General features: G+C 62.9%; 20 protein-coding genes. 12 read left to right on the top strand and 8 right to left on the bottom strand.

What is annotated here, in order from left to right:
• The first annotated feature begins 67 nt into the window (after positions 1 to 67).
• Entirely contained in the window at positions 68 to 970 is a 903-nt protein-coding gene (locus tag HX873_RS13855) for a LysR family transcriptional regulator (protein ID WP_003208975.1), read from the top strand.
• A 15-nt stretch (positions 971 to 985) separates the two neighbouring features.
• Here HX873_RS13855 and HX873_RS13850 read toward each other — a convergent pair whose 3' ends face one another.
• The 7 genes from HX873_RS13850 to HX873_RS13820 all read right to left on the bottom strand — a co-directional run bounded on the left by HX873_RS13850 (position 986) and on the right by HX873_RS13820 (position 9115).
• Positions 986 to 2332, bottom strand: coding sequence for an OprD family outer membrane porin (locus HX873_RS13850; protein ID WP_008436036.1), 1347 nt, complete (start codon positions 2330 to 2332; stop codon positions 986 to 988).
• A 101-nt stretch (positions 2333 to 2433) separates the two neighbouring features.
• A complete protein-coding gene (locus HX873_RS13845) occupies positions 2434 to 3786 on the bottom strand; it encodes a citrate-proton symporter (RefSeq protein ID WP_256349632.1) in 1353 nt (450 codons plus the stop codon).
• A 95-nt stretch (positions 3787 to 3881) separates the two neighbouring features.
• A complete protein-coding gene (locus tag HX873_RS13840) occupies positions 3882 to 5270 on the bottom strand; it encodes an amidase (RefSeq protein ID WP_008436038.1) in 1389 nt (462 codons plus the stop codon).
• Positions 5271 to 5451: 181 nt separating this feature from the next.
• Complete coding sequence (locus tag HX873_RS13835; protein WP_087694888.1) at positions 5452 to 6279, bottom strand: hypothetical protein; 828 nt, start codon at positions 6277 to 6279, stop codon at positions 5452 to 5454.
• Positions 6280 to 6282: 3 nt separating this feature from the next.
• Positions 6283 to 6471: a hypothetical protein gene (locus HX873_RS13830; RefSeq protein ID WP_003208968.1), complete on the bottom strand. Its 189-nt coding sequence runs from the start codon at positions 6469 to 6471 to the stop codon at positions 6283 to 6285.
• 122 nt (positions 6472 to 6593) lie between these two features.
• Positions 6594 to 7184 carry a helix-turn-helix domain-containing protein gene (locus HX873_RS13825; RefSeq protein ID WP_173406084.1) on the bottom strand — a complete coding sequence of 197 codons (591 nt, stop codon included), beginning with the start codon at positions 7182 to 7184 and terminating at the stop codon, positions 6594 to 6596.
• The gene (locus HX873_RS13820; protein ID WP_177122803.1) at positions 7160 to 9115 is read right to left on the bottom strand and encodes an FAD-dependent oxidoreductase; all 1956 of its coding nucleotides are present in this window, start codon (positions 9113 to 9115) and stop codon (positions 7160 to 7162) included. Before HX873_RS13820 ends, HX873_RS13825 begins: the two co-directional genes overlap by 25 nt.
• Positions 9116 to 9246: 131 nt before the next feature.
• Here HX873_RS13820 and HX873_RS13815 point away from each other — a divergent pair, with 131 nt between their 5' ends.
• From HX873_RS13815 to HX873_RS13765, 11 genes are all read left to right on the top strand, one after another.
• Positions 9247 to 10005: a class II aldolase/adducin family protein gene (locus HX873_RS13815; RefSeq protein WP_177022036.1), complete on the top strand. Its 759-nt coding sequence runs from the start codon at positions 9247 to 9249 to the stop codon at positions 10003 to 10005.
• Positions 10006 to 10046: 41 nt separating this feature from the next.
• Positions 10047 to 10685: a TetR family transcriptional regulator C-terminal domain-containing protein gene (locus tag HX873_RS13810; protein ID WP_003208961.1), complete on the top strand. Its 639-nt coding sequence runs from the start codon at positions 10047 to 10049 to the stop codon at positions 10683 to 10685.
• 154 nt (positions 10686 to 10839) lie between these two features.
• Complete coding sequence (locus HX873_RS13805; protein ID WP_023658721.1) at positions 10840 to 11631, top strand: enoyl-CoA hydratase/isomerase family protein; 792 nt, start codon at positions 10840 to 10842, stop codon at positions 11629 to 11631.
• 41 nt (positions 11632 to 11672) lie between these two features.
• Positions 11673 to 12833, top strand: coding sequence for an acyl-CoA dehydrogenase family protein (locus tag HX873_RS13800; RefSeq protein WP_008436052.1), 1161 nt, complete (start codon positions 11673 to 11675; stop codon positions 12831 to 12833).
• Between the two features lie 18 nt (positions 12834 to 12851).
• Complete coding sequence (locus HX873_RS13795; RefSeq protein WP_177122802.1) at positions 12852 to 14951, top strand: acetate--CoA ligase family protein; 2100 nt, start codon at positions 12852 to 12854, stop codon at positions 14949 to 14951.
• Positions 14952 to 14962: 11 nt separating this feature from the next.
• Complete coding sequence (locus HX873_RS13790) at positions 14963 to 16573, top strand: 5-guanidino-2-oxopentanoate decarboxylase (protein ID WP_177122801.1); 1611 nt, start codon at positions 14963 to 14965, stop codon at positions 16571 to 16573.
• A 12-nt stretch (positions 16574 to 16585) separates the two neighbouring features.
• Positions 16586 to 18172, top strand: coding sequence for an ABC transporter substrate-binding protein (locus HX873_RS13785; protein ID WP_177122800.1), 1587 nt, complete (start codon positions 16586 to 16588; stop codon positions 18170 to 18172).
• Between the two features lie 165 nt (positions 18173 to 18337).
• Positions 18338 to 19297 carry an ABC transporter permease gene (locus HX873_RS13780; RefSeq protein ID WP_003208950.1) on the top strand — a complete coding sequence of 320 codons (960 nt, stop codon included), beginning with the start codon at positions 18338 to 18340 and terminating at the stop codon, positions 19295 to 19297.
• Between the two features lie 3 nt (positions 19298 to 19300).
• Positions 19301 to 20128 carry an ABC transporter permease gene (locus HX873_RS13775; protein WP_087694880.1) on the top strand — a complete coding sequence of 276 codons (828 nt, stop codon included), beginning with the start codon at positions 19301 to 19303 and terminating at the stop codon, positions 20126 to 20128.
• Positions 20129 to 20130: 2 nt separating this feature from the next.
• A complete protein-coding gene (locus HX873_RS13770; RefSeq protein ID WP_177122799.1) occupies positions 20131 to 21750 on the top strand; it encodes an ABC transporter ATP-binding protein in 1620 nt (539 codons plus the stop codon).
• 9 nt (positions 21751 to 21759) lie between these two features.
• A complete protein-coding gene (locus HX873_RS13765; RefSeq protein WP_003208945.1) occupies positions 21760 to 22458 on the top strand; it encodes an NAD(P)H-dependent oxidoreductase in 699 nt (232 codons plus the stop codon).
• Positions 22459 to 22582: 124 nt separating this feature from the next.
• Here HX873_RS13765 and HX873_RS13760 read toward each other — a convergent pair whose 3' ends face one another.
• Complete coding sequence (locus HX873_RS13760) at positions 22583 to 23659, bottom strand: 3-deoxy-7-phosphoheptulonate synthase (protein WP_003208943.1); 1077 nt, start codon at positions 23657 to 23659, stop codon at positions 22583 to 22585.
• Between the last annotated feature and the right edge of the window lie 583 nt (positions 23660 to 24242).

Below are 24242 nucleotides of genomic sequence, written 5' to 3'. Positions count from 1 at the left end.
ATGTACACCCGCATGGCGCAGTAATTGCGTCCCCCCAATCCAACCCCCCAAAAAAGGAGCACCCCCCATGCAACTACGCGCCTTGCGATATTTCCACGAGGTCGCCCGCTGCGCCTCCCTGCGTAAGGCCGCCGAACGTCTTTACGTCACCCCCACCGCCGTCAGCCGCCAGATCGAACACCTGGAACACTTCTTCGGCGCCGCCCTGATTGAGCGCGGCCCCCGCGGCATCCGCCTCACCGCCGAGGGCGAATGCCTGGCCGAACAAGTCACCTCAACCCTGCGCGGCCTCGACCAGGTACGCGAAGTCATCGCCAGCCGCCAAAGCCAGGTGGCCGGTAACATCAGCATCCATGTGTCAGAAAGTATCGTTTCCACCGTGCTCGCCCCGGTGCTCGCCACCTTCTACCGCGCCCACCCCAAGGTCACCTTCAACATCGTGATCGCCAGCGCCTCGGCCACCCTCGACGCCCTGTGCAGCGGCGAGGCGGACCTGGGCCTGGCGTTCTACCTGCAAGAGCGCGCCGACGTCGAAGTCACCGCCCACTGCCAGTTATGGCACCGGGTGCTGGTCAGCGCCGAACACCCCTTTGCCCAGCGCGACAGCATCGAATTGAGCGAACTGCAAGGCCAGCCCCTGGCGATTCCCGACTCGGCCTACGGCGTGCGCCAGGCCCTGGAAGTGGCGGCAAAAAAACGCGGCGTCACCCTCGAACCGGTGTTCACCACCAGCTCCCTGGAAGTGCAGAAGAGCCTGGCCCGGCAACGGGCAGCGGTGCTGATTTTGCCCCAGGTCGAGGCAGACGTGCGGGACCTGGGCGACGGCCTGGTTGCCGTGCCGATCGCCGATGAAGACCTCGGCCGCATCCGCATCGACCTCTGCGTGTACCGCAACCGCCCTCGCTCGGTGGCGGTGCTCAAGTGCCAGGAAATGCTGGCGGGGGCGATGCAGCGTTGTTCGCTGAACTGAGCCTGAGCCTGAGCCTCAGAAGATGTTGATCGGCACATTGGCGACGAGGCGGAACTCATCGTAGCTGCCGTCAATCTGCCCGCCGCTGGCGCGATGGTTGTAGACGATGGTGCGCAGTACGGTGTTCTTGAGTGTTCCGGACTGAATCACATAGGCCAGCATCAAGCCGTTTTCGTTGTGCTTGGCGCCATCCAGGCTGCGCACGTTGTAGCCGGTGTTGTGGCCGTTGCGGTCGCCATCGTAATGGGTGCCGTCGATGTCCCAACCCTTGGCGTGCCACAGGCTGGCGGTGAGGCCGGGCACACCGTAGGCGGCGAAGTCCAGGTCGTAGCGCAACTGCCAGGACTTTTCGTTGGGGCCGTTGTAGTCCGAGTACAGCGAGTTCGCCATGTAGTTGCCGGTGGACTCCCACACGTAGTCGAAGTATTCGTTGCCGAATACCTGCTGCCAGGCCAGGGTCAGGCTGTGGGCCAGGTGCGTGGCGGTGAAGGCCAGGCTGGCGGCGTTGTTGTCGATGTAGCCGAGGTTTTTGTCGCCCGAGTCGCTGGTGTGGTAGTAGTTGAAGGCGGTCTTCAAGGCGATGTCGCTTTTGTCACCGATGCGGTGGGTCAGGCCGACGTAGGTCTGGTCCCACATGTCTTCGAAACGCGACGCGTAGACGCTGGCTTCCAGCCCGTAACCCGGTTTTACCGTGGCTCCCAGGTAGCTGATGCGTGCGCCGCTGTAGGCGCGGTTGCCGAAGGTGGTGGTGAGCTTTTCGGCACCGGTGCCGGTGCGCGGAATCGCCCGCTCGAAGCTGCCGCCCTGCACCGACAGCCAGTCGAATTCGTTGCTGAACAAGCCCACGCCCTGGAAGCTGGAGGGCAGGGCGCGGTTGTCCTTGTAACGCAGGATCGGATTGTCGGTCATCAGCCGACCAGCCTTGATCTCGGTGCTGGACAGGCGAAAACGCACGTCGCCCACCCCCAGCCGGCTCCAGGTGGGAATCGCATCGCCGTCGCCGTCCACCAGCACCCGGTCGCCGCCATTGGCCACTTTGCCGTGGCCGCGTTCCAGGTTGACCGCGCTGAAGATCCCCGCGTCCACACCCACGCCAATCAGGCCCTGGGTGTAGCCGGAGCTGTACTTGAGCATGCTGGTCTGCACCCAGGTTTCCCGTACACGCGTGGGCTCGACGCCGCCGGCTTTCTTGATGCTCAAGTGGGTGGTGCGTTTGGTGTGCTGGTTGGAATAGTAGTGACGCAGGTTCAGGTCCAGGGTGCTGCCTTCGAGGAAGCCCGGTGCGCTGGCCTGGGCGTTTTCCTGGGCGAAAGCCTGGGTGCTGGACGCCAGGGTGACGGCCAGCAAAAGACGTGGATACATGGTAAATCCCCATACAAATCAGACGTAAGGCGACCGTCCCGGCAGGCCTTCAGGTGCTGCCGGTCGGTGGCGAAAAGACGCGGGACAGTGGGAAAAGGTATTCAGCGAACCGAAGCTTCTGCGAGCCGGGTTTCGCGGGCCGGGCTGCCGGGCAGCGGCGGACGGGTTTCCTTGGCGAACCAGGCGGCGGTGAGGCACACCAGGTTGGCGATCAGCAGGTACCAGACCGGCGACATCGGGTCGCCTGTGGTGCCGATCAGCCAGGTGATGATGATCTGCGCGGTGCCGCCGAACGCTGCCACACCGAAGGCGTAGACGATGGAGAAACCGGTGGAGCGCACGGATTTCGGGAAGCTTTCCACCAGCAACACGATCAGCGCCGCGCCACTCATGCCGTGCAGGCCCGAGAGTACCGCCAGGGTCAGCAGGAAGGTCGCCGGGCTTGGGTGCTCGGTCATCAGTTGCAGGGCCGGGAACAAAATCAACAGCAACACCACCCGCGGTGTCATCAGGATCGTACGGCGCCCGAAGCGGTCGCAGAGCATGCCGCCGGCCACCGCGCACACGGCCATCGCTGCGCCGGCCACCAGGGTCGAGAGCATCGAGATGCTGGTGGGCAGCTTCAGTTCGGTGAGGGCGAAGGTGGTCATGTAGTTGAGGAAGTACTGGGTGATGGTGCTGCCGGAAAGGATCAGCAACCCCAGCACCAGTGCGCGCCGGTGCTTGCCGCAGACTTCCCGTACCAGGTCGCCGGTGCTGGTCTGCTCGCCGTGGCCGTGGAAGGTTTCGGCGAGGTTGCGGCGGATGTAGATGCCGATCGGCAACACCAGCAGGCCGAACACGAACGGCACGCGCCAGCCCCAGCTGTTGAGGTCTTCCGGGGACATGACCTTGGTCAGGGTGAACCCTACCAGCCCGGCCACCATGGCTGCGACGCCCTGGGCGACTACTTGCCAGCAGGCGTAGGTCCCGCGTTTGTGGGGTGGCGCCGCTTCGAGGATGTAGGTGGTGGCGGGGCCGGCTTCACCGCCCCAGGCCAGGCCCTGGATCATGCGGGTGAGCACCAGCAGGATCGGCGCCGCGATACCGATGGTATCGTAACCGGGCAATATCGCGATGCTGCCGGTGCCCACGGCCATCATCACCAGGGTCAACAGCATCGCCGGTTTGCGCCCGACGCGGTCGGCGTAGGCGCCGATCAGTACTGCGCCCAGGGGCCGGACGATAAAGCCGATACCGAACGCCGTGACCGACAGCATCAGGCTGACGAAAGCGCTGTCGGACGGGAAGAACGTGTGGCCGATCATCACCGCAAAGGTTGCGTACACACCAAAGTCGAAAAACTCCACGGCGTTGCCCAGGACCACGGCGAAGATGCTCTTTTTGCCGGCGTCCGGGGACGGTGTTTCGGGTGCGTGATCAGGATCGGATCGTGTCAATTGCTCAGTGTGCATACCAGCCCCTCGATTTTAGTTATAGGTCGTCCGAGCTCCAGGCCAAGAGGGCCCGGAGCTGGCGTGTGGGTGGGCAGTTCTTACAGCGTCAAAAGTCAGGAAGGATTCGGCCAGTGGTGGATTGCGCCACGCCAGCTCTCGTAGGTTTTAGCGATTTGCAGCAGCCATTGATCGGCAAAACGCGGGGCGATCATCTGCAGGCCGATGGGCATGCCATCGGCGGCGAAACCGCAGTTGATCGACAACGCCGGTTGCTCGCCCATGTTCCACGGCACCGTGAACACGATGTGTTCGAACGGCAGTTGCGGGTTGTTGCTCGGTGATGGCCACTCGGCCGGGAACGCATTGACCTGGTTGGTGGGGGACAGCACCAGGTCGAGTTCGGTGAACACCTGCGCGGCGCGGCGGCGCATTTCAAAGGTCTGGTTGAAACCCTTTACGGCTTGTACGCCGCTGATCTCGGCGCCCGGCGCGGCCCAGTCGCGGATGTACGGCAAGACCTTGTCGAACTGCTCGCTGCTCAGGGCCGACAAATCGCCCCACTGGCGGGCGCGCCAGAAATGGTCGAGGCCATCGAGTTGTGCGCGGTCCATGATTGGCGGGATCAGCGTGACCTTGGCGCCGTGGGCTTCGAACAGCCGCGCGGCTTGCTCCACGGCTTCACACACGAAGCCTTCAGGCTGCATGCCTGCGCCGGGTTCAAGCATCAGGCCGACGCGCAGGCCCCTGACCGACAGCGGCTGGTTACTCCACTGGGTGGTGAGCGGCGGAAGGCTGGTGGCATCGCGGGCATCGGGGCGGGCCAGGTGTTGCATCAACAGCACGCAGTCGTCGACGGTGCGGGTCATGGGCCCGGCGGCGCGGCCGGTGTAGTACGGGTCGATGGGGATGCGGCCCAGGGTCGGCTTGAATCCCACCAGGCCGCACCAGGCGGCGGGCAGGCGCACCGAGCCACCGATGTCGGTGCCCACGTGCAGCGGGCCGTAACCGGCGGCGGCCGCTGCGGCGGCACCGGAGCTGGAACCGCCGGTGTTGTTGGCGGTGTTCCACGGGTTGCGGGTGATGCCGTGGAAGCTCGACAGGCCGGAAGACAGCATGCCGAAGTCCGGGTTGGTGGTCTTGGCCAGGATTATCGCGCCCGCTTCACGCATGCGGGCTGCGGGCGGTGCGTCCCTGAGGGCCGGGGTCAGGCGGGTAGCCGCGCTGCCGAGGGGAATGGGCACGCCTTCGGTGGCGATCAATTCCTTGAGAGTCACCGGTACGCCATCAAGGGCGCCGTTGGGTTGGCCCTTGTTCCAGCGCTCGGTGGAGGCCTGGGCCTGCTGACGCACCTGTTGCGGGTCGAAGGCATAGAGCGCGTTGATCTGCGGCTCCCAGCGGTCGATGTGGGCCAGGAGCTGGTCGTAGTAGTCGATGGGCGCGAGTTGCCGGCTGGCAAATTGCGCCAGCAGTTCGGCGGCCGTAAGGGTATGCAGGTCAGTCATCGAACGCTTCCTTGTGATGGGCCGGCTGGCTCATGGCGGGTTGCAGTAGGAACGACTATATAAACCCCGGTGTGAAGCGGCCATCACAATCGGTGCAGTTCAGTGTTGCGTTTTTGTGTGCACTGAAACCGGCGGGTAGATGTGGGAATGGCTGGAAGGTTTACTGTTTGGCGGGAGGACCTCAGGCGCAGGCACCTGGCGTCTTTTTCCTGCGTGCCGACTCACGACGATAGCTCCGGATAGGCTGGGGTTTCGCCCGTATGCGGGATTGGAAAGACATCCACGTCGCAGGGTCAAAGCGGGTGGCTGATACCACCGCTTCCTGGAGCAGCATGATGGAAATAGCGTCTGACGCATCCGGGTATTCAGTATCGAGGATGATTTCCAAGGTGTCCTTGTCGCGATAGCCGCTGCAGGTCGGAATCAGACTGAAGGCGTGATCTATACCTTCGGACTCATTCGGCTCGCAGATGGATGAAACAACGCCCACATAAACATTCCGATCGTTCAGCGTGAACATGCATTGAGAGCCGCGCGCAATGGATTCCCTGAGTAGGGTCCTGAGGGGGCGCCCCGTTAGAAGCTCGAGCATCAATTGCTGGTTCAGTTCCTCCTCTGAAGCAAGTTGCAGTCTTCGTCGACGCCAACGCACAAATAATCGCGCCCAGCAGTAGGGAATGATCATGGCTGTCAGGCCGACCTGGAGCAAAAATACCCAGAGGCCATGATTTCTCTCGGTGGCAATATCCAGCTCTATCAGCAGCTTGCCCAGATAAGCACTGTAATCAATGGGGATTGTCTGGCCAGCCAGTTGCAGCGGCTGTTTGGACAGGCAAAGAATCAAAGTGGTCAGTACGAACGACAGTACGAGGCAGGTCCAGCCTAATCTTGCGACCTGTAGATAGAGTAACTGGCCCTCAAAGCGGTGGAGGCGGCAGTAATGGCCGGGGTGTTTCAAACACACCAAATAGCCACTCACCAGTAACGGCAGTATCAGTAGTAGCCCCATGGGTTATTTGAATATCAGTTCACGTATCTTGCGCTTGTGTTCCTTGAACTCGGGTGAGTTGGCGATTTCCGCCGGGTCGACAGAAATACCCCACTCACCCACTATCCTCATGGTTTTGTACCGCTTGATAGCCCTGATATTTTCCAGATCTTCCTCAGTGGGTTTCTTGAACCACGCAAACGACTCAAACATGACCGGCACCCTCATAAAAAAGTAGTCGGTTTTATAGCAAGAGCCGTTTTTACCGACTACTGATGGCCCCCATCCAGAACTCCCCGCGTATCGTAGGAAACGTCCTTAGTTGCCCCAACGGTCTAAAACGTCGGCGGCGTAATCACCCAGATCACCACCGCATCCACCTTTCCGGGGTTGCCATACCGATGGGGCTCACTGCTGGGGAAGCTGAAACTGTCGCCTTCAGCCAGCTGAAAATGCCGCTCGCCCACCCATAACTCAAACGTTCCGCTCAACACATAACCCGCCTCTTCACCCTCATGGCTATAGCTCTGCTGGCTATAGGTGCCCGGTGGAAAGCGCGAGTGCAGCATCTCCAATTGATGATTGGGCAGGGGCGTCAGCAACTGGTCGACGATCCCGTCCTCATAGTGAATGCTCTGGCGATTGTTCCTGCGCACCACAAAACCTTCATCCTCCGCTGCCGGCGTGGTTTCGCTGGCAAAAAACCACTGGATCGTCACCCCCAGGCTGCGGGCGATGTTGAACAAGGCCGGGATCGACGGGTAGGCGAGGTTGCGTTCCAGTTGGCTGATATAACCGGCCGTCAATTCGCTCATCTGCGCCAATTCGGTAAGCGTCATGCCCCGGGCCTTGCGCAAGCCGCGGATGCGGGTGCCGAGAAACAGCTGTGGCGGTTGGTCGTTCAAATGTCCCACGCTACTTTCAATCCTTCATAAATCGCCTCTTCGGCGGTACGCGGCGCCAGGCAATCGCCGATCCGCGTGAACGCCACCAGGCCTTCCAGTTCTGCGCCCAGAGTGTCCACCGGCTGGTGGCCCTGGCACAACACCAGGGTGTCGATATTTTCCAGCAGCATCGGCTCGCCGCTGGCGGTGTGTTGCAGGTAGACGGTAGTGTCGTCGCAGCCGTACAAACGGGCGTAAGGGATGATCGGAATGCCCAGCCGATGCAGTTCGCCGGCCAGTTGGTCACGCACGTACAACGGCAGGTTTTCCCCGCAATGGGTGCCGTTCACCGCCAGTTGCACCTGATGGCCGGCACGGGTGAGGCGCTCGGCAATGCCCGGGCCGATCCAGTCGCAACGCCAGTCCACCACGACCACCGAACGGCCCAGTTGCACCTCATCGCGCAGCACTTGCCAGGCATCCACCACCTGTAGCTCGCCGCCGCGTTCGAAGGCCGGCCAGTAGGGCTCGGCGCCGGTGGCGATGATCACCCGGTCAGGTTGTTCGCGTTCCACCAATGCGCGGTCGACGCGGGTGTTGCGCACCACGCGGACCCCGGCCAGTTCCATCTCGCGCTGCAGGTTGGTACTGGCCCCGCCGAACTCGCTGCGCCGGGGCAGTAACTGCGCCAGAAGCACCTGGCCGCCCAATTGGGCACTGGCTTCATACAAGGTCACCTCATGTCCGCGCTGCGCCGCCACCGCTGCCGCTTTCATCCCTGCCGGGCCGCCACCGGCGACCATGATCCGCTGGCGTCGCAGTGCCGTTTGCAGTTGGCCAAACTGCAATTCGCGGCCGGTCTCGGGATGCTGGATGCAGGAGATCGGCAGGCCTTTGTGGAAGTGGCCGATGCACGCCTGATTGCAGGCGATGCAGGCGCGTACATCCTCGGCATGGCCGCTTGAGGTCTTGACCGGCATGCGCGGGTCGCAGATCAGCGCGCGGGTCATCCCGCACACATCGGCCTGGCCGCGTTGCAGCATCAGTTCGGCCTCCTGGGGCTGGTTGATGCGCCCGGTAACGAACAGCGGAATCGACAGGTGCGTCTTGAACGTCGCCGCTTCTGCCGCCAGGTACGCCGGGGCAATCGCCATGGGCGGCACGATATGGATCGCGCCGCCGAGGGAGGCCGAGGTGCCGGCAACGATGTGCACATAATCCAGGTGTGATTGCAGCTGTTGCACGGCGGCCAGGGAATCCTCTTCGGTCAGGCCTTCGGGGTCGCGTTCATCGGCAGAAATGCGCAGCCCGATGATGAAGTGCTCGTCGGTTTCGGCACGCACCGTGGCGATGATTTCCCGCAGGAAACGCAGGCGCTGTTCCAGCTCGCCGTTGTAGCCGTCGGTGCGGCGATTCACCCGCGGGTTGAGAAATTGCGCGGGCAGGTAACCATGGCTGGCGACCACTTCCACACCGTCAATCCCGGCCTGATACAGGCGCCTTGCCGCAGCGCCGTAGCCGGCGACGATCTCGTCGATCATTGTCTGGTCAAGGGCGCGCGGCATCACCCGGAAGCGTTCGTTGGGCACCCCGGAAGCCGAGTAAGCCACCGCCAGCAAACCGTCGGCCGACTCCATGATTTCCCGCCCCGGATGGAAAATCTGCGACAGCACCACGGTGCCGTGGGCGTGGCAGGTTTCGGCCAGTCGGCGATAGCCGTCGATGCAGCTGTCATCGGTGGCCATCAGCACATGGGAGGTGTAGCGGGCGCTGTCGTGCACCCCGGCCACCTGCAACACAATCAACCCCACGCCGCCTTCGGCGCGTGCCCGGTGGTAGGCGATCAACTGCTCGTTGACCTGGTTGTCGGTGGGCATCGAGGTGTCGTGCCCGCTGGACATGATGCGATTTTTCAGGCGTTTGCCACGCAGTACCAACGGTTCAAAAAGATGCGGAAAGGCATGGGGCGACATGGTGCGGATACTCCAGGCGCTGTTGTTATTATTTTTCTATAGGAGGTCAGCCTCAGTAAAAAATCAACTTGTTTTTTTACTGGCGACTGGATTAGCGTCAACCACATCACCCACCCGCCTGGAGAATAAAAATGCCTGGGGCCACCGAACGACAGCTGCGCGAAGAGCTTGCCGCCTGCTACCGGCTGATCGCGCACTTTCGCATGAGCGATTTGATTTTCACCCATATCTCGGTGCGTATCCCGGGGCCCGAGCATCACTTTTTGATCAACCCCTATGGGCTGATGTTCGAGGAGATCACCGCCTCCAGCCTGGTGAAGATCGGCCTGGACGGACGTGCGGTCGAGGCTTCGGCCCATGGTGTCAACCCGGCGGGGTTTGTGATTCACAGCGCGATTCACGGCGCCCGCGAAGATGCGCAGTGCGTGCTGCACACCCATACCCGCGCCGGCTGTGCGGTGGCGGCCCTGGAATGCGGGCTGTTGCCGGTGAACCAGATTTCCATGGAGTTCTACGGCAAGGTCGCCTACCACGACTACGAAGGCGTGGCGCTGGACATGGACGAGCAACAGCGACTGGTGCGCGACCTCGGCGACAAGCCGGTGTTGATGCTGCGCAACCATGGTTTGTTGACGGTAGGGGAGACGGTCAGCCAGGCGTTCCTGCGCATGTATTACCTGGAGAAGGCCTGCGATATCCAGATCGCCGCCCAGGCGTGCGGCAAGCTGATCCTGCCGCCTGCGCACGTGTGTGAATACACCGAGCGGCAGTTCAATGAGCCAGGCCGGCCACTGGAAGAGGGCGAACTGGCAGACCCGGACGCCATGCAACTGGCATGGGCGGCATTGCTGCGGTTACTGGATCGGGTGTCGCCGGGGTTCCGGGAGTGAGGTAGAGTCGTCCAGCCGACTCAACCCAAGGACACCGCCTCATGACCCAGGAATCCCGTTTCTCCCGCATGGAACCGGAGTTGCGCAAGGCCAATCTGGTGCAGGCGACGTTGGCCTGCCTCAAGCGCGACGGCTTCCAGGGCGCGTCGATCCGCAAGATCAGCGCCGAGGCCGGGGTGTCGGTGGGGCTGATCAGTCATCACTACTCGGGCAAGGATGAGCTGGTGGCCGAGGCCTATCGGTCAATCACCCGGCAGGTCATGGACTTGCTGCGGGATGCGATGGCCAAGGCGCCGCCCAGCCCGCGGGAGCGGCTGTCGGCGTTCTTCCGCGGCTCGTTCTCCCCCGAATTGCTCGACCCGCAACTGCTGGATGCCTGGCTGGTGTTCTGGGGGGCGGTCAAGACGGCCCCGGCGATCAACCAGGCCCACGAACACTCCTATGGCGAGTACCGCACCATCATGCGTTCGGCCTTGGTGGACATGGCCGGGGAGGAGGGCTGGAAGCAGTTCGATGCCGATTTGGCGGCCATCGCCTTGAGCGCCTTGCTCGACGGCTTGTGGCTGGAATCGGGGCTCAATCCCGGCACCTTCACCCCGGAGCAGGGCATCCAGATCTGCGAAGCCTGGGTCGATGGCTTGCAGTCGGGCGGGCGCAAGCGCTTCCAGATCAAACCCTGAACTGACGATTCCGCGCCGCCTGGACGCAATGTCCGGGCCGGCATTTTCCCCTCGAAAAATATTTGCAGTTACCCGATTGCCTCCTTACTGAACACTCGTTTAGTATCGCCCCATGTCGCACCCCTCAAGCCAATTAAAATAATTCGAGGATTCCATGACTACAGATCCGTCCGTGCTCACTCAGGTGCAGGCAGGCGTTGCCTGGATCACCCTCAATCGCGGCCCCCAGCGCAATGCCCTGGACATCCCGACCCTCAAGCACCTGCATGCCTTGCTGGACGGTTTCAACCGCGACCCGGCTGTGCGCGTGGTGGTACTGACCGGCAGTGGTCGCAGCTTCTGCGCCGGTGCCGACCTTGCCGAATGGGCCGATGCCGAAGCCCGTGGCGCCCTCGAAACCTACGGCTGGACCGAAACCGCCCACGCCCTGATGACCCGCCTGCACACCCTCGACAAACCTACCCTCGCCGCCATCAACGGCACGGCGGTCGGTGCCGGCATGGACCTCACCCTGTGCTGCGACCTGCGCGTCGCCGCGCAATCGGCACGCTTCAAGGCCGGCTACACCAGCATGGCCTACTCGCCGGACGCCGGCGCCAGCTGGCATCTGCCGCGCCTGATCGGCAGCGAGCAAGCCAAGCGCCTGCTGTTCCTCGATGAATTGTGGAGCGCCGACCGCGCCCTGGCCGCCGGGCTGGTGGGCGAAGTCGTTGCCGACGAGCAACTGCATACCCACGTCGCCGAGCTGGCCACGCGCCTGGCCAACGGCCCGACCTTTGCGTTTGCCCAGACCAAAACCCTCATCCGCGAAGGCGCCGGGCGCAGCCTGCCCGAGCAGCTCCAGGCGGAACTCGCCGCCGGCCTGCTGTGTGGACGCAGCGCCGACGGTGCTGAAGCCCTGCGCGCCTCGATGGAAAAGCGCCCACCGAACTTCTCCGGCAACTGATTCCCCTTCAAAACACCCTCGAACGATCGACAGGTAGCGCCATGAATTTCCAGCCCAGCCAAGAACAAGACATGTTGGTGGACGCGGTACGCAGTTTTGTTGCCAAGGAGTTGTTGCCCCACGAGGAGGCGGTGGACCGCGCCGATGAAGTTTCGCCGGAGCTTGCCGCGCAGATTCGTGACAAGGCCATCGCTGCCGGTTTCTATGCCTTCAACATGCCGGAAGACGTCGGCGGTGGCGGCCTGGATTACCTGTCACAGGCGTTGATTGAGCGCGAGTTGTCGAAAGTCTCCTGGGCGCTGCATGTGTTTGTCGCCCGGCCGTCGAAAATCCTCATGGCCTGCACCGGCGCGCAGATTGGCGAGTACCTGTTGCCGTGCGTGCAGGGCAAGAAGATCGACTGCTTTGCCCTGACCGAACCGGGTGCCGGTTCCGACGCCAATGCGATTAAGACCCGCGCCGTGCGCAGCGGTGATGACTTTGTGCTCAATGGCAGCAAGCACTTCATCAGCCACGCCGGCCACGCGGATTTCGCCATCGTGTTTGCCGTTACCGACACCTACGAACACAACGGTCGCCAACGCAATGCCGTGACCTCGTTCCTGGTGGACCGTGGCACGCCGGGCATGACCATTCGCCGGGGCCCCAAGTGCGTCAGCAACCGCGGCTACCACACTTATGAAATGTTCTTCGACGACTGCCGCGTACCAGCCTCCAAAGTCCTCGGCGAAGTCGGCAAAGGTTGGGAAGTCGCCAATGCCTGGCTGACCGCAGGCCGGGTGATGGTGGCTGCCAACTGCGTCGGCCAGGCCCAGCGTGCGCTGGACGTTTCCCTGCAATGGGCGGCCGACCGCAAGCAGTTCGGCCAGCCCATCGGCACCTACCAAGGCATCTCGTTCAAGCTCGCCGACATGGCCACGCAAATCCGTGCGGCCGAACTGCTGACCCTGAACACCGCCTGGAAAATGGACCAGGGCACCATGACCGACGGCGAGGCCGGCATGGCCAAGTTGTTTGCCAGCGAAGTACTGGGCAAGGTTGCCGATGAAGCAGTGCAGATCTATGGCGGCATGGGTTTGATGGACGAAGGCCCGGTGGAGCGCATCTGGCGCAACGCGCGGATCGAGCGGATCTGGGAAGGCACTTCGGAAATCCAGCGCCACATTATTGCCCGCGAACTGTTGCGGCCACTGTTGCGTTGATCGGGTCGGAGAACGCTTATGTCCCAGGCTATTCGCGACAATCTCAAGCGCCTGCTGGCGCCCCGTCACCTGGCGTTTGTCGGAGGGCGCAGCATGGCCCGTGCCCTCAAGCGCTGCGCCGAGGGTGGTTTTGCCGGCCAGATGTGGCTGGTCAACCCGCAACATGACAGCCTCGATGGCGTTCCCTGCGTGCGTCGCGTGGCCGATTTGCCGTGCGGTCCGGACGCGGTGTTTATCGCTACCAATCGCGAGCTGACCCTGACCTGTGTCGCCGAACTGGCGGCCATTGGCACCGGTGGCGCCATCTGCTACGCCTCCGGGTTTGCCGAAACCGGCGCCGAGGGCCAAGCCTTGCAGCAACAACTGCTCAAGGCCGCTGGCGAGATGGCACTGCTGGGCCCCAATTGCTATGGCCTGCTGGATTACCTGCACAGCTCGGCGTTGTGGCCGGTGGCCCATGGCGGCAAGCCGGTCGAGAAGGGCGTTGCGGTGCTGACCCAGAGCGGCAACTTTGCCTACAACCTGTCCATGAGCGACCGTTCGCTGCCGGTGGCCTATATGGCGTCGGTGGGCAACCAGGCGCAGCTGGGGGTTGCCGAGTTGATGGACGTGCTGCTCGACGAGCCGCGCGTTACAGCGATTGGCTTGCACCTGGAAGGCTTGAAGAATGTGCCGGGGTTCGCCCGTGCGGCCCACAAGGCCCTGGAGAAAGGCATTCCGATCATCGCCCTGAAAACCGGGGTGTCACAGATCGGCGCCGAGTTGGCTTTGAGTCATACCAGTTCGTTGTCGGGTTCCGATGCGCTGTACGACAGTCTGTTCGCGCGCCTGGGTGTGATCCGGGTCAGCGGGCCGGTGAGTTTTGTCGAGACCCTGAAGGCGGCGGCCTGCGGTAATCTGCCGGCGGGCAACAGCCTGATCGCCCTGGCCTGTTCCGGTGGTGATGCCGGGTTGATTGCCGACTACGCCGAGCGCAACGATTTGAGCCTGCCGAAGCTCGACGAAGGCCAGCGTGAAGAGTTGGCGCAGGTGCTGCCCAGCTACGCCAACCTGGTCAACCCGCTGGATTTCACCACGGCCATCTGGGGCAACAGCGACGCGCTTAATACGATGCTCGACACGGCACTGCGCACCGAAGCGGATGCGGCAATGCTGGTGCTCGACTACCCGGCGGAATTTACCGGTGAGCGCAAGGAGTGCGACCTGCTGCTGGAGCTGTTTTGCAGTGCGCTGACTCGCCACGGCAAGACTGGCTTTGTCACCTCTGCATTTCCTGAATTGCTCCCGGCCCACGCTCGCGAGCGTCTGCATGCCCAGGGCGTTGCCGCGTTGCAAGGCGTGGAAGATGCGCTGGCGGCCTGGGGCCGGATTGCCGCCTATCAAGACAATCGCCGGGCGTTGTTGGCGCGGGGTGAGTCGATACTGGTGCCGCTGTGCCCGCAAGCGCTTGAAGAACACGGACAGTCGCTTGATGAGTGGGATTCCAAGCAGGCTTTACGGGCTTTCGGCCTGACCACGCCAGCCGGTGTCTTGAGCACTCCCGAGCGGGCCATAGCCGATGCCAAAGTGCTGGGTTACCCGCTGGTACTCAAGGCCGTCAGTGCCGACTTGCCGCATAAAACCGAAGCTGGCGCCGTGGCGCTCAACCTGCAGGACGGCTTCGCCTTGACTGCTGCCCTGGCTCATATGCGCGAGCAAATCGCCGCTTATGCGCCGGATGTGCCGTTCGATCAGCTGCTGCTGGAGTCCATGGCTACGCCGCCGCTGGCCGAGCTGATTGTCGGCATCAAGCGCGAAAACGACTTCGGCCTGGCGCTGGTGATCGGCGCTGGTGGAATCCTCGTGGAGTTGCTCAAGGACAGCCGCAGCCTGCTGCTGCCCACCACCGACGACGCAATCCGCAACGCCTTGCTCGGCCTGCGCAGCGCCGCATTGCTGCAAGGCTTTCGCGGACGGGAAGTGGCCGACATGGAAGCCCTGGTGGCGGCGATTCGTGCGGTGGCCGACTATGCCTGCGCCAACGCCGGGCAGTTGCTGGAACTCGATGTAAACCCATTGCTGGTCAATGCCCGGGGCGCCACGGCGGTCGATGCATTGATCCGTCTCGCCCAGGCGTGAAGGAGATGACAATGCAAAGCAAAACCTTGACGGGCGGCCAGGCCCTGGTGCGATTGCTGGCCAACTATGGTGTCGACACGGTGTTCGGGATTCCCGGCGTGCACACGCTGGAGCTGTATCGCGGCTTGCCGGGCAGCGGTATTCGGCATGTGCTGACCCGCCACGAGCAGGGCGCCGGCTTTATGGCCGACGGTTATGCGCGGGTCAGCGGCAAGCCGGGGGTGTGTTTCATCATCACCGGGCCGGGGGTGACCAATGCCGCGACGGCGATCGGCCAGGCGTATGCCGACTCGATTCCGCTGCTGGTGATTTCCAGCGTCAACCACACCGCCAGCCTCGGCAAAGGCTGGGGCTGCCTGCATGAAACCCAGGACCAGCGGGCGATGACCGCGCCCATCACTGCGTTTTCAGCGGTGGCGTTGAGTGCCGAGGATTTGCCGGAGTTGATCGCGCGGGCCTACGCGGTGTTCGACAGTGAGCGACCGCGCCCGGTGCATATTTCGGTGCCGCTGGATGTACTGTCGGCGCCGATCAAACGGGACTGGAGCAATGAGGTGGTGCGCCGTCCCGGACGCGGTTTGCCATCGGCTGAAAGCCTTGATCAGGCAGTGGCAAAACTGGCCGCGGCCAAGCGCCCGATGATCATTGCCGGTGGTGGTGCACTGTTGGCGGCCGATGCCTTGCAGCGCTTGAGTACGCAGTTGGCGGCGCCGTTTTTCAGCAGTGTCGCCGGCAAGGGATTGTTGCCGGTGGAGCATCCGCTGAATGCCGGTTCGACCCTGTGTGTCGAGCCCGGCTGGCAGCTCATCGCCGAGGCGGATGTGGTGTTGGCCATCGGCACCGAAATGGCCGATACCGACTTCTGGCGTGAACGCCTGCCGATTAATGGCGAGCTGCTGCGGGTGGATATCGACCCGCGCAAGTTCAACGATTTCTATCCTTGCGCCGTCGCGTTGCACGGTGATGCCCGGCAAACGACGCTGGCTTTGCTGGAACGCTTGCCAGCCACGCCGCGCAACGCGGATGCCGCCACCGCTGCGGTCGCGACGTTACGCCAGGCAGTCAGCAGCGGCCATGGTCCGTTGCAACGGATTCACCAGGCGATTCTCGACCGCGTGGCCGCCGAGTTGCCCGCCAATGCCTTCATCAGCAGTGACATGACCCAACTGGCCTACACCGGTAACTACGCCTTTCCCAGCAACGCCACCCGCAGTTGGCTGCATCCCACCGGCTACGGCACCCTGGGCTATGGCCTGCCGGCCGGTATCGGCGCCAAGTTCGGCGCACCGCAACGGCCCGGCCTGGTGCTGGTGGGCGACGGCGGCTTTCTCTACACCGCCCAGGAACTGGCCACGGCCGTGGAAGAACTGGACAGCCCGCTGGTGGTGTTGCTCTGGAACAACGACGCCCTGGGGCAGATTCGCGACGACATGCTGAACCTGGACATCGAACCCATCGGCGTACTGCCGCGCAACCCGGACTTCGCCGCCCTGGCGCGGGCGTTCGGCTGCACGGTCAGCGAGCCACAGAACCTGGATGAGCTGCAGACGGATTTGCGTAACGGTTTCAAGCGAAACGGCGTGACCTTGATCGAGTTGAAGCATGCCTGTGTGAACCTTTAGAGGAGCAACACCATGAGCGAAAACAACAACAAAATGACTCAAGCGATGCACCGGCGGGACTTCCTCAAGCACAGCGCCGTAGCCGGTGCCGTGGCCGCCGCGTTTTCCATGGGCCTGCCGCTGCAGGCCTTTGCCGAGGAGGCCACGCCCAAGCCGGGCGGCGTGCTGCGCATGGGCCTGGCCGGCGGCAGCACCACCGACTCCCGCGACCCGGGATCCTGGGTCGACACCTTCACCTTCGTCGGCTTTTCGGCGGTGTACAACACCCTCACGGAAATCGCGGTGGACGGCAGCGCTATCCCCGAATTGGCCGAAAGCTTCGAGTCGACGCCCGACGCGCGCATCTGGACCTTCAAGCTGCGCCAGGGCGTGACCTTCCATAACGGCAAAAGCCTGACCGCTGACGACGTGGTGGCCTCGATCAACCATCACCTGGCAGCCAACTCCACCTCGGCGGCCAAGACGGTGATCGGCGATGTGGCCAGTGTCAGCGCCAAGGGCAGCGATGCAGTGGTGTTCGAACTGCACTCGGGCAATGCCGATTTCGCCTATGTGGTCGCCGATTACCACCTGGTGATCATGCCCGCCAAGGACGGCGCCGCCGACTGGCAGGCCGGGATCGGCACCAGCGGTTATCGCCTGAAAAGCTTCGAGCCGGGCGTACGCATGGACCTGGAGCGCAACCCTGATTACTGGAAGCCGGGCAGGGCACACTTCGCCAGCGCCGAGCTGTTGGCGATTGCCGACGGCGCAGCGCGGGTCAATGCGCTGGTCACCGGGCAAGTCGACGTGATCAACAAGGTCGACCTGAAAACCGTGGCCTTGCTCAAGCGCAATCCCACGCTGGTCATCGAAGAAACCAAGGGCGCCCAGCACTACACCTTCCCGATGTTGTGCGACAGCAACGAGTTCAAGAACAACGACATCCGCATGGCGATGAAGCATGCGGTCAACCGCGAAACCCTGCTGGCCTCGGTGCTGCATGGCTATGGCCTGGTGGGCAACGACCATCCGATCCAGCCCGGCAGCCGCTTCATCAACGCCGCCCTGGAGCAGCGCACCTACGACCCGGACAAGTCGCGATTCTACCTGCGCAAGGCCGGTGTGGAGTCGCTGAAGGTGCGCCTGCAAGCTTCCGATGCCGCCTATACCGGCGCGGTGGATGCTTCGGTGCTGTTCAAGGAGCAGGCACGCCAGGCCGGGATTGATATCGACGTGGTGCGCGAGCCGGCGGATGGCTATTTCTCCAATATCTGGATGAAGCAGCCGTTCACCACCTCGTTCTGGTACAGCAGCCTGACTGCCGACCGCATGTTCAGCATCGGCTACGCCAAGGGCGCGGCGTGGAACGAAACCCATTGGGATAACGACCGCTTCAACCAGTTGCTCAACGCAGCGCGAGGTGAGATGAACGCGCCGCTGCGCCAGGAGATGTACAACGAAATGCAGAGCCTGTGCCGGGACGACGGCGGGGCGATTGTGCCGTTGTTCGCCAGCTCCGTGGCGGCCCGCTCGATCCGCGTCAGCCATGGACCGCTGACGGCGCCGTATGGGGAACTGGATGGGTTGCGGTTGATCGAGCGGTGGTGGCAGGCGTGAAGATTTCAGATACGCCACAAATCAATTGTGGGAGCGGGCTTGCTCGCGAATGCGGTGGGTCAGTCTCTATCTGTATTGGCTGACACACCGCTTTCGCGAGCAAGCCCGCTCCCACATTGGTCCTGTGTCGCCTTCGAGAACATGCCCCACTCATGAGAACCGAACATGAATAGCCTATTCAAACTGGTACTCCAACGTCTCGCCCTTGGCCTGCTGTCGTTGTTCGCCGTCTCGGTGATCATCTTCCTGGCGGTCGGCATGCTCCCCGGTGATATCGCCCAGGCCATGCTCGGCCAGTCCGCCACGCCGGAAACCGTCGCCGCCTTTCGCGCCCAACTGGGCCTGGACCTGCCGCCCCTGAGCCGGTTCGTGCAATGGCTGCTGCGCCTCCTGCACGGCGACCTCGGCGCTTCCCTGGCCAACCAGCGGCCCATCGCCGAACTGATCGGCGCACGCCTGGGCAACACCTTGCGCCTGGCGGCACTGGCGGCGTTGGTCTCGGTGCCCCTGGCGCTGGTGCTGGGGATGCTCGCCGCGCTGTACCGCAACAGCTGGTTCGACCGCCTGCTCAACACCTCGGCCCTGAGTGCGGTGTCGTTCCCGGAGTTCTTCGTCGCCTACCTGCTGATCCTGGTGTTTTCGGTCAAGCTGGGCTGGTTTCCCAGCCTGTCCAACCTGGCGCCGGATGCCTCATTCGCCACCATTCTCGAACGTTCGGTGTTGCCGGTGGCCACCCTGAGCTTGGTGGTGATCGCGCAGATGATGCGCATGACCCGCGCCTCGCTGATCAACCTGCTGGCCAGCCCGTATATCGAAATGGCCCGGCTCAAGGGCATCAGCCAGTCGCGGATTATCTGGCGCCACGCACTGCCCAATGCCCTGGCGCCGATCGTCAACGTGATCGCGCTCAACCTCGCGTACCTGGTGGTGGGCGTAGTGGTGGTGGAGGTGGTGTTTGTCTACCCGGGCCTCGGCCAGTTGCTGGTGGACTCGGTGTCCAAGCGCGATATCCCGGTGGTGCAGGCGTGCAGCCTGATCTTTGCCGCCACCTACATCCTGCTCAATACCGGCGCCGATGTGCTGTCCATCGCCACCAACCCACGCCTGATGCATCCCAAGGGGTAGACCATGAGCCTTCTCACACAACTGGCCCGGGCGCCATTGAGCGCGAAGTTCGGCCTGCTGGTCATCGTGCTGTACGTGCTGGTGGCGTTATTTGCGCCGCTGCTCGCACCTTACGGGGAAACCCAGGTGGTGGGTGACGGGTTTGCGCCCTGGAGCGGCCAGTTCCTGCTGGGCACCGATAACCTTGGGCGGGACATGTTCAGCCGCCTGGTGTATGGCGCGCGCAACACGCTGGGCATCGCTTTTTTGACGACGGTGCTGGCGTTTTTACTGGGTGGCTTGAGCGGCTTGATTGCGGCGATCAAGGGCGGCTGGGTCGATCAAGGGTTGTCGCGGGTGGTGGACATTCTGATGGCGATCCCGCAGCTGATCTTCGCCTTGCTGATTCTCAGCGTGGTGGGCACCAATGCCACCTCGCTGGTGCTGGTGATTGCACTGCTGGATTCGACCCGGGTGTTTCGCCTGTCCCGGGCCGTGGCGATGACCGTGGTGGTGCAGGACTTCGTCGAAGCCGCGCGCTTACGTGGGGAAGGGCTGTGGTGGCTGGTCACCCGCGAAGTGCTGCCCAATGCCGCCGCGCCATTGATTGCCGAGTTCGGCCTGCGGTTCTGTTTCGTGTTCCTGTTTATCAGCGCGCTGTCGTTCCTTGGCCTGGGCATTCAACCACCCACCGCCGATTGGGGCAGCATGGTCCGCGACAATGCGGTGCTGATTACCTTCGGCGACATCAGCCCGTTGCTGCCGGCCCTGGCGGTGGCGTTGATCACCGTCAGCGTGAATTTTGTCGTCGACTGGATGCTGCATAAATCCAGCGGCCTGAAGGAGTGTTGAGGATGGACAAGCCACTGCTGGAAATCCGCAACCTGCAGATCGAAGGGCATTACGAGGATGCCTGGCATCCGCTGATCAAGGGCATCGACCTGACGTTGCAGCGGGGTGAGGTGCTGGGGTTGATTGGCGAGTCCGGCGCGGGTAAATCAACGTTGGGCCTGGCGGCCATGGGTTTTGCCCGCGATGGTTGTCGCATCACCGGTGGCTCGGTGTGCTTTGACGGCATTCAACTGTTGCAGGCCAAACCCGAAGCCTTGCGCAAGCTTCGAGGACTGCGGATTGCCTACGTAGCGCAAAGCGCTGCCGCGTCGTTCAACCCGGCCCACCGGCTGATTGACCAGCATGTGGAAACCGCCGTGATCAACGGTGGCATCAGCCGCGCCCAGGCTGAACGCGAGGCGGTGGAGTTGTACCGCGTGCTGCGCCTGCCCAATCCGGAAACCATCGGCCAGCGTTATCCGCACCAGGTCTCCGGCGGGCAACTGCAACGGGTAATGACCGCCATGGCGATGGCCTGTCACCCGGACCTGATCATCTTCGACGAACCCACCACCGCCCTCGACGTCACCACCCAGATCGAAGTGCTGGCGGCGATTCGCGATGCGGTGAAAACCTTCGGCAGTGCCGCGCTGTATATCAGCCATGACCTGGCGGTGGTCGCGCAGATGGCCGACCGCATCATGGTGCTGCGCCACGGCAAGCTGGTGGAGGAGGCCGAGACCCGCGCCATGCTCAGCGCCCCGCAGCAGGACTACACCAAATCCCTGTGGGCGGTGCGCAGCTTTCGCACCGAACCCAAGGCCTGTCCCCAGCAGCAGATGCCGTTGCTGGAAGTGCGTCAGGTGTGCGCCAGCTACGGGCATCAGCCGGTGCTGCATGACGTGTCGATGAGCTTGCATCGCGGCCAGACGTTGGCGGTGATCGGTGAGTCCGGCAGCGGCAAAAGCTCCACCGCACGCTTGATTACCGGGTTGCTGCCGGCTACGGCGGGGCAGGTGCTGTATGACGGTGAAGCGTTACCGGCGGACTTTCGTCGGCGCAGCAAGGAGCAGTTGCGACGGATCCAGATGATCTACCAGATCCCCGATACCGCGCTGAACCCGCGCCAGCGCATCGTCGACATCATTGGCCGGCCACTGACCTTCTACCTCGGCCTCAAGGGCAAGGCCATGCGCGCCCGAGTCGCCGAGTTGCTGGAGATGATCGAGCTGGACCCGGCCACCTTCATGGAGCGTCAGCCCCGTGAGCTGTCCGGCGGCCAGAAACAACGTATCTGCATCGCTCGCGCCCTGGCGGCCGACCCACAATTGATCATCTGCGACGAAGTGACCTCGGCCCTGGATCAGTTAGTGGCCGAAGGCGTGCTGAAACTGCTCAACCGCATTCAGCAGCAGTTGGGCGTGGGCTACCTGTTTATCACCCATGACGTGGCCACGGTGCGCGCCATTGCCGACGAAGTGGTGGTGATGCAGCGGGGCAGGGTGGTGGACCAGGGCAGCCGCAGCGCGATCTTCACCCCGCCGTATCAGGACTACACCGGCTTGCTGTTTTCATCGGAGCCGGAAATGGACCCCGACTGGCTCGACCATTTGCTGGCCAAACGGGCCGCGCTTACTTCTTGAGGAGTTTTTATGAAGGTGTTGATTGTCCACGCCCATCCCGAGCCGCAGTCGTTTACCGCGGCCTTGCGTGACCAGGCCACGGCTACCCTGCAAGCGCAGGGGCATGAGGTACAGGTCAGTGATTTGTACGCGATGCACTGGAATCCCGTAGCCAGCGCCTCGGACTTCACCTCTCGGGAGAACCCCGACTACCTGGTGTATGCCCTGGAGCAGCGCCTGGGGGTGAAAAGCCAATCCATCGCGGCGGATATCCGGCAGGAGTTGGACAAGCTGCTGTGGGCCGATCTGCTGATCCTCAACTTCCCGATCTTCTGGTTCTCGGCGCCCGCGATGCTCAAGGGCTGGATTGACCGGGTGCTGGTGTCGGGCGTGTGCTACGGCGGCAAGCGGTTTTATGATCAGGGCGGGCTCGCCGGCAAGAAAGCGCTGGTCACGGTGACCCTCGGCGGGCGCGAGCATATGTTTGGCGAGGGGGCGATTCACGGGCCGTTGGAGGACATGCTGCGGCCGATCCTGCGTGGCACGCTGGCGTATGTCGGGTTTGAGGTGCTGGAGCCGTTTGTGGCGTGGCATGTGCCGTATATCAGCGCCGAGGCCCGGCAGACTTTCCTGCACAGTTACCAGCAGCGATTGGAAGGGCTGGCGGATGACCAGCCGTTGGTGTTTCCGAAGTTGGCGCAGTTTGATGAGGCTCTTTATCCACTTTAGTCAAGTGAATGAAGATCCAGTGTGGGAGCGGGCTTGCTCGCGAAAGCGGCGCGCCAGTTGATGCATGTGCTGGCTGAACCACCGCATTCGCGAGCAAGCCCGCTCCCACATTTGATCTTCATTGTCAGGCGCGATTGTGTACCCGCAACCGCTCGGCAGCGCTGCGCAGCAGCTGTTCCGTGCCGTCCCAGCCCAGGCAGCCATCGGTGATCGACACGCCGTATTTCATCGACGGGCTCAATGGTTGGCAGCCTTCAAACAGGTGGCTTTCGATCATCATGCCGATCAGCGAGGTGTCGCCCTGCAGGCGCTGTTCCAGCACGTCGTTGAACACCGCCGGTTGGCGCAGCGGGTCTTTGCCGCTGTTGGCGTGGCTGCAGTCGACCATGATCCGCGGCGCGACTTTGCTCTTGGCAAGGTCGGCGTGAACCTGGGCCACGCTCTGGCGATCGTAGTTCGGCCCACGATGGCCGCCGCGCAACACGAGGTGAGTGTCGGGGTTGCCCGGGGTCTGGATGATCGCCGGATGGCCCTGGCTGTCGACACCGAAGTGACGGTGCGGGTGAGCGGCGGAGCGCATGGCGTCACAGGCGATGGCCACGCCGCCGTCGGTGCCGTTCTTGAAGCCGACGGGCATGCCGAGGCCGCTGGCCATTTCGCGGTGGATCTGCGATTCGGTGGTGCGCGCGCCAATGGCGACCCAGCTCAGCAGGTCATCGAAGTAGCCGGCAGCCATCGGTTGCAGCAGCTCGGTGGCGACCGGCAGGCCCAGGCGCAGCATTTCCCGCATCAGTTCCCGGGACAGGGTCAGGCCGGCGGCCATGTCATCACTGCCATCCAGGCGCGGGTCGTACGCCAGGCCTTTCCAGCCGATGGTGGTGCGGGGTTTTTCGACGTAGGCGCGGATCACCAGCAGCATCTGGTCACTGACTTCATGGGCCAGTTTTTTCAGGTTGCGTGCGTATTCCATGGCCGATTCCGGGTCGTGGATCGAGCACGGGCCGACAATCACCAGCAGGCGTGAGTCTTCACCCTTGAGAATGGCGCGCACGGCTTGGCGATGGGCGTGGATCTGTTCATTGAGGAATGGGCTCAGGGGCAGTTGGTGCTTGAGCTCAAGGGCACTGGGCAAACGCTGGGTCAGCGCTTCATTGGCGCAGGACAGGGTGGAAACAGGCAGAGCGGCGATCGAGGCGTTCATATTCGGGCTTCCTGGGCAAGCGGCGGGCTGTTCCCGCACGCTCTGCCCTACTGGGGTGTTCGACAATTGGCCGTATTGGCTACGTGTGTTGGCTTGCCACCAATAGGTGACCGATCGGAGGCGGCAGGCTGTCCCGAACGGAGCTTGCTAAATCGCCAGGCGGTGGAGGTGTCGTAGCGGTAATAGGTGGCGTAGTTCATGGCGTGAGTCCTTTAAGTGTTCGGTGTGTGGCAAAAATAATAAGGGCTGAAAAAACAAAACCCCCGGTCGGGGAGCCGACCGGGGGTTAGATTTCTCTGGTAGGCGACCCCTTGAGTAGTGGGCGCCGATTTCAGGTATCAGGCGCGCCAGTGGCTAAACCAATACCCAAAATAAAAGCTGACCAGTGCGCTCAAACCGCTCACGCGGGCAGCCACGACCGAGCGCTGGGCGCTGGCAGCAGGGCAAACCTGGGTGTGGGTGAGTTGCAACATGGTGTGTCTCCAAATGATGGGGGGAGCTTAACTGAGGCGAGCGGGTGGATTCAATCAGTAATTTCTATTGAGTGTGGGTACTTACGGCTATGACCCAAGTGTCGATATGC

It is taken from the genome of Pseudomonas sp. P7758 (assembly GCF_013386485.1).
In the GTDB taxonomy this organism is placed as follows: Bacteria; Pseudomonadota; Gammaproteobacteria; order Pseudomonadales; family Pseudomonadaceae; genus Aquipseudomonas.
Note: the sequence above shows the minus strand (reverse complement) of the source record. Positions and strands in the feature narration are given on the sequence as shown.

What these genes read in the sequence shown, in the direction of transcription:
- HX873_RS13855 (WP_003208975.1), top strand. Translation starts at nt 68, where the DNA reads ATGCAACTACGCGCCTTGCGATATTTCCACGAGGTCGCCCGCTGCGCC.
- HX873_RS13850 (WP_008436036.1), bottom strand. Translation starts at nt 2,332, where the DNA reads ATGTATCCACGTCTTTTGCTGGCCGTCACCCTGGCGTCCAGCACCCAG.
- HX873_RS13845 (WP_256349632.1), bottom strand. Translation starts at nt 3,786, where the DNA reads ATGCACACTGAGCAATTGACACGATCCGATCCTGATCACGCACCCGAA.
- HX873_RS13840 (WP_008436038.1), bottom strand. Translation starts at nt 5,270, where the DNA reads ATGACTGACCTGCATACCCTTACGGCCGCCGAACTGCTGGCGCAATTT.
- HX873_RS13835 (WP_087694888.1), bottom strand. Translation starts at nt 6,279, where the DNA reads ATGGGGCTACTACTGATACTGCCGTTACTGGTGAGTGGCTATTTGGTG.
- HX873_RS13830 (WP_003208968.1), bottom strand. Translation starts at nt 6,471, where the DNA reads ATGTTTGAGTCGTTTGCGTGGTTCAAGAAACCCACTGAGGAAGATCTG.
- HX873_RS13820 (WP_177122803.1), bottom strand. Translation starts at nt 9,115, where the DNA reads ATGTCGCCCCATGCCTTTCCGCATCTTTTTGAACCGTTGGTACTGCGT.
- HX873_RS13815 (WP_177022036.1), top strand. Translation starts at nt 9,247, where the DNA reads ATGCCTGGGGCCACCGAACGACAGCTGCGCGAAGAGCTTGCCGCCTGC.
- HX873_RS13810 (WP_003208961.1), top strand. Translation starts at nt 10,047, where the DNA reads ATGACCCAGGAATCCCGTTTCTCCCGCATGGAACCGGAGTTGCGCAAG.
- HX873_RS13805 (WP_023658721.1), top strand. Translation starts at nt 10,840, where the DNA reads ATGACTACAGATCCGTCCGTGCTCACTCAGGTGCAGGCAGGCGTTGCC.
- HX873_RS13800 (WP_008436052.1), top strand. Translation starts at nt 11,673, where the DNA reads ATGAATTTCCAGCCCAGCCAAGAACAAGACATGTTGGTGGACGCGGTA.
- HX873_RS13795 (WP_177122802.1), top strand. Translation starts at nt 12,852, where the DNA reads ATGTCCCAGGCTATTCGCGACAATCTCAAGCGCCTGCTGGCGCCCCGT.
- HX873_RS13790 (WP_177122801.1), top strand. Translation starts at nt 14,963, where the DNA reads ATGCAAAGCAAAACCTTGACGGGCGGCCAGGCCCTGGTGCGATTGCTG.
- HX873_RS13785 (WP_177122800.1), top strand. Translation starts at nt 16,586, where the DNA reads ATGAGCGAAAACAACAACAAAATGACTCAAGCGATGCACCGGCGGGAC.
- HX873_RS13780 (WP_003208950.1), top strand. Translation starts at nt 18,338, where the DNA reads ATGAATAGCCTATTCAAACTGGTACTCCAACGTCTCGCCCTTGGCCTG.
- HX873_RS13775 (WP_087694880.1), top strand. Translation starts at nt 19,301, where the DNA reads ATGAGCCTTCTCACACAACTGGCCCGGGCGCCATTGAGCGCGAAGTTC.
- HX873_RS13770 (WP_177122799.1), top strand. Translation starts at nt 20,131, where the DNA reads ATGGACAAGCCACTGCTGGAAATCCGCAACCTGCAGATCGAAGGGCAT.
- HX873_RS13765 (WP_003208945.1), top strand. Translation starts at nt 21,760, where the DNA reads ATGAAGGTGTTGATTGTCCACGCCCATCCCGAGCCGCAGTCGTTTACC.
- HX873_RS13760 (WP_003208943.1), bottom strand. Translation starts at nt 23,659, where the DNA reads ATGAACGCCTCGATCGCCGCTCTGCCTGTTTCCACCCTGTCCTGCGCC.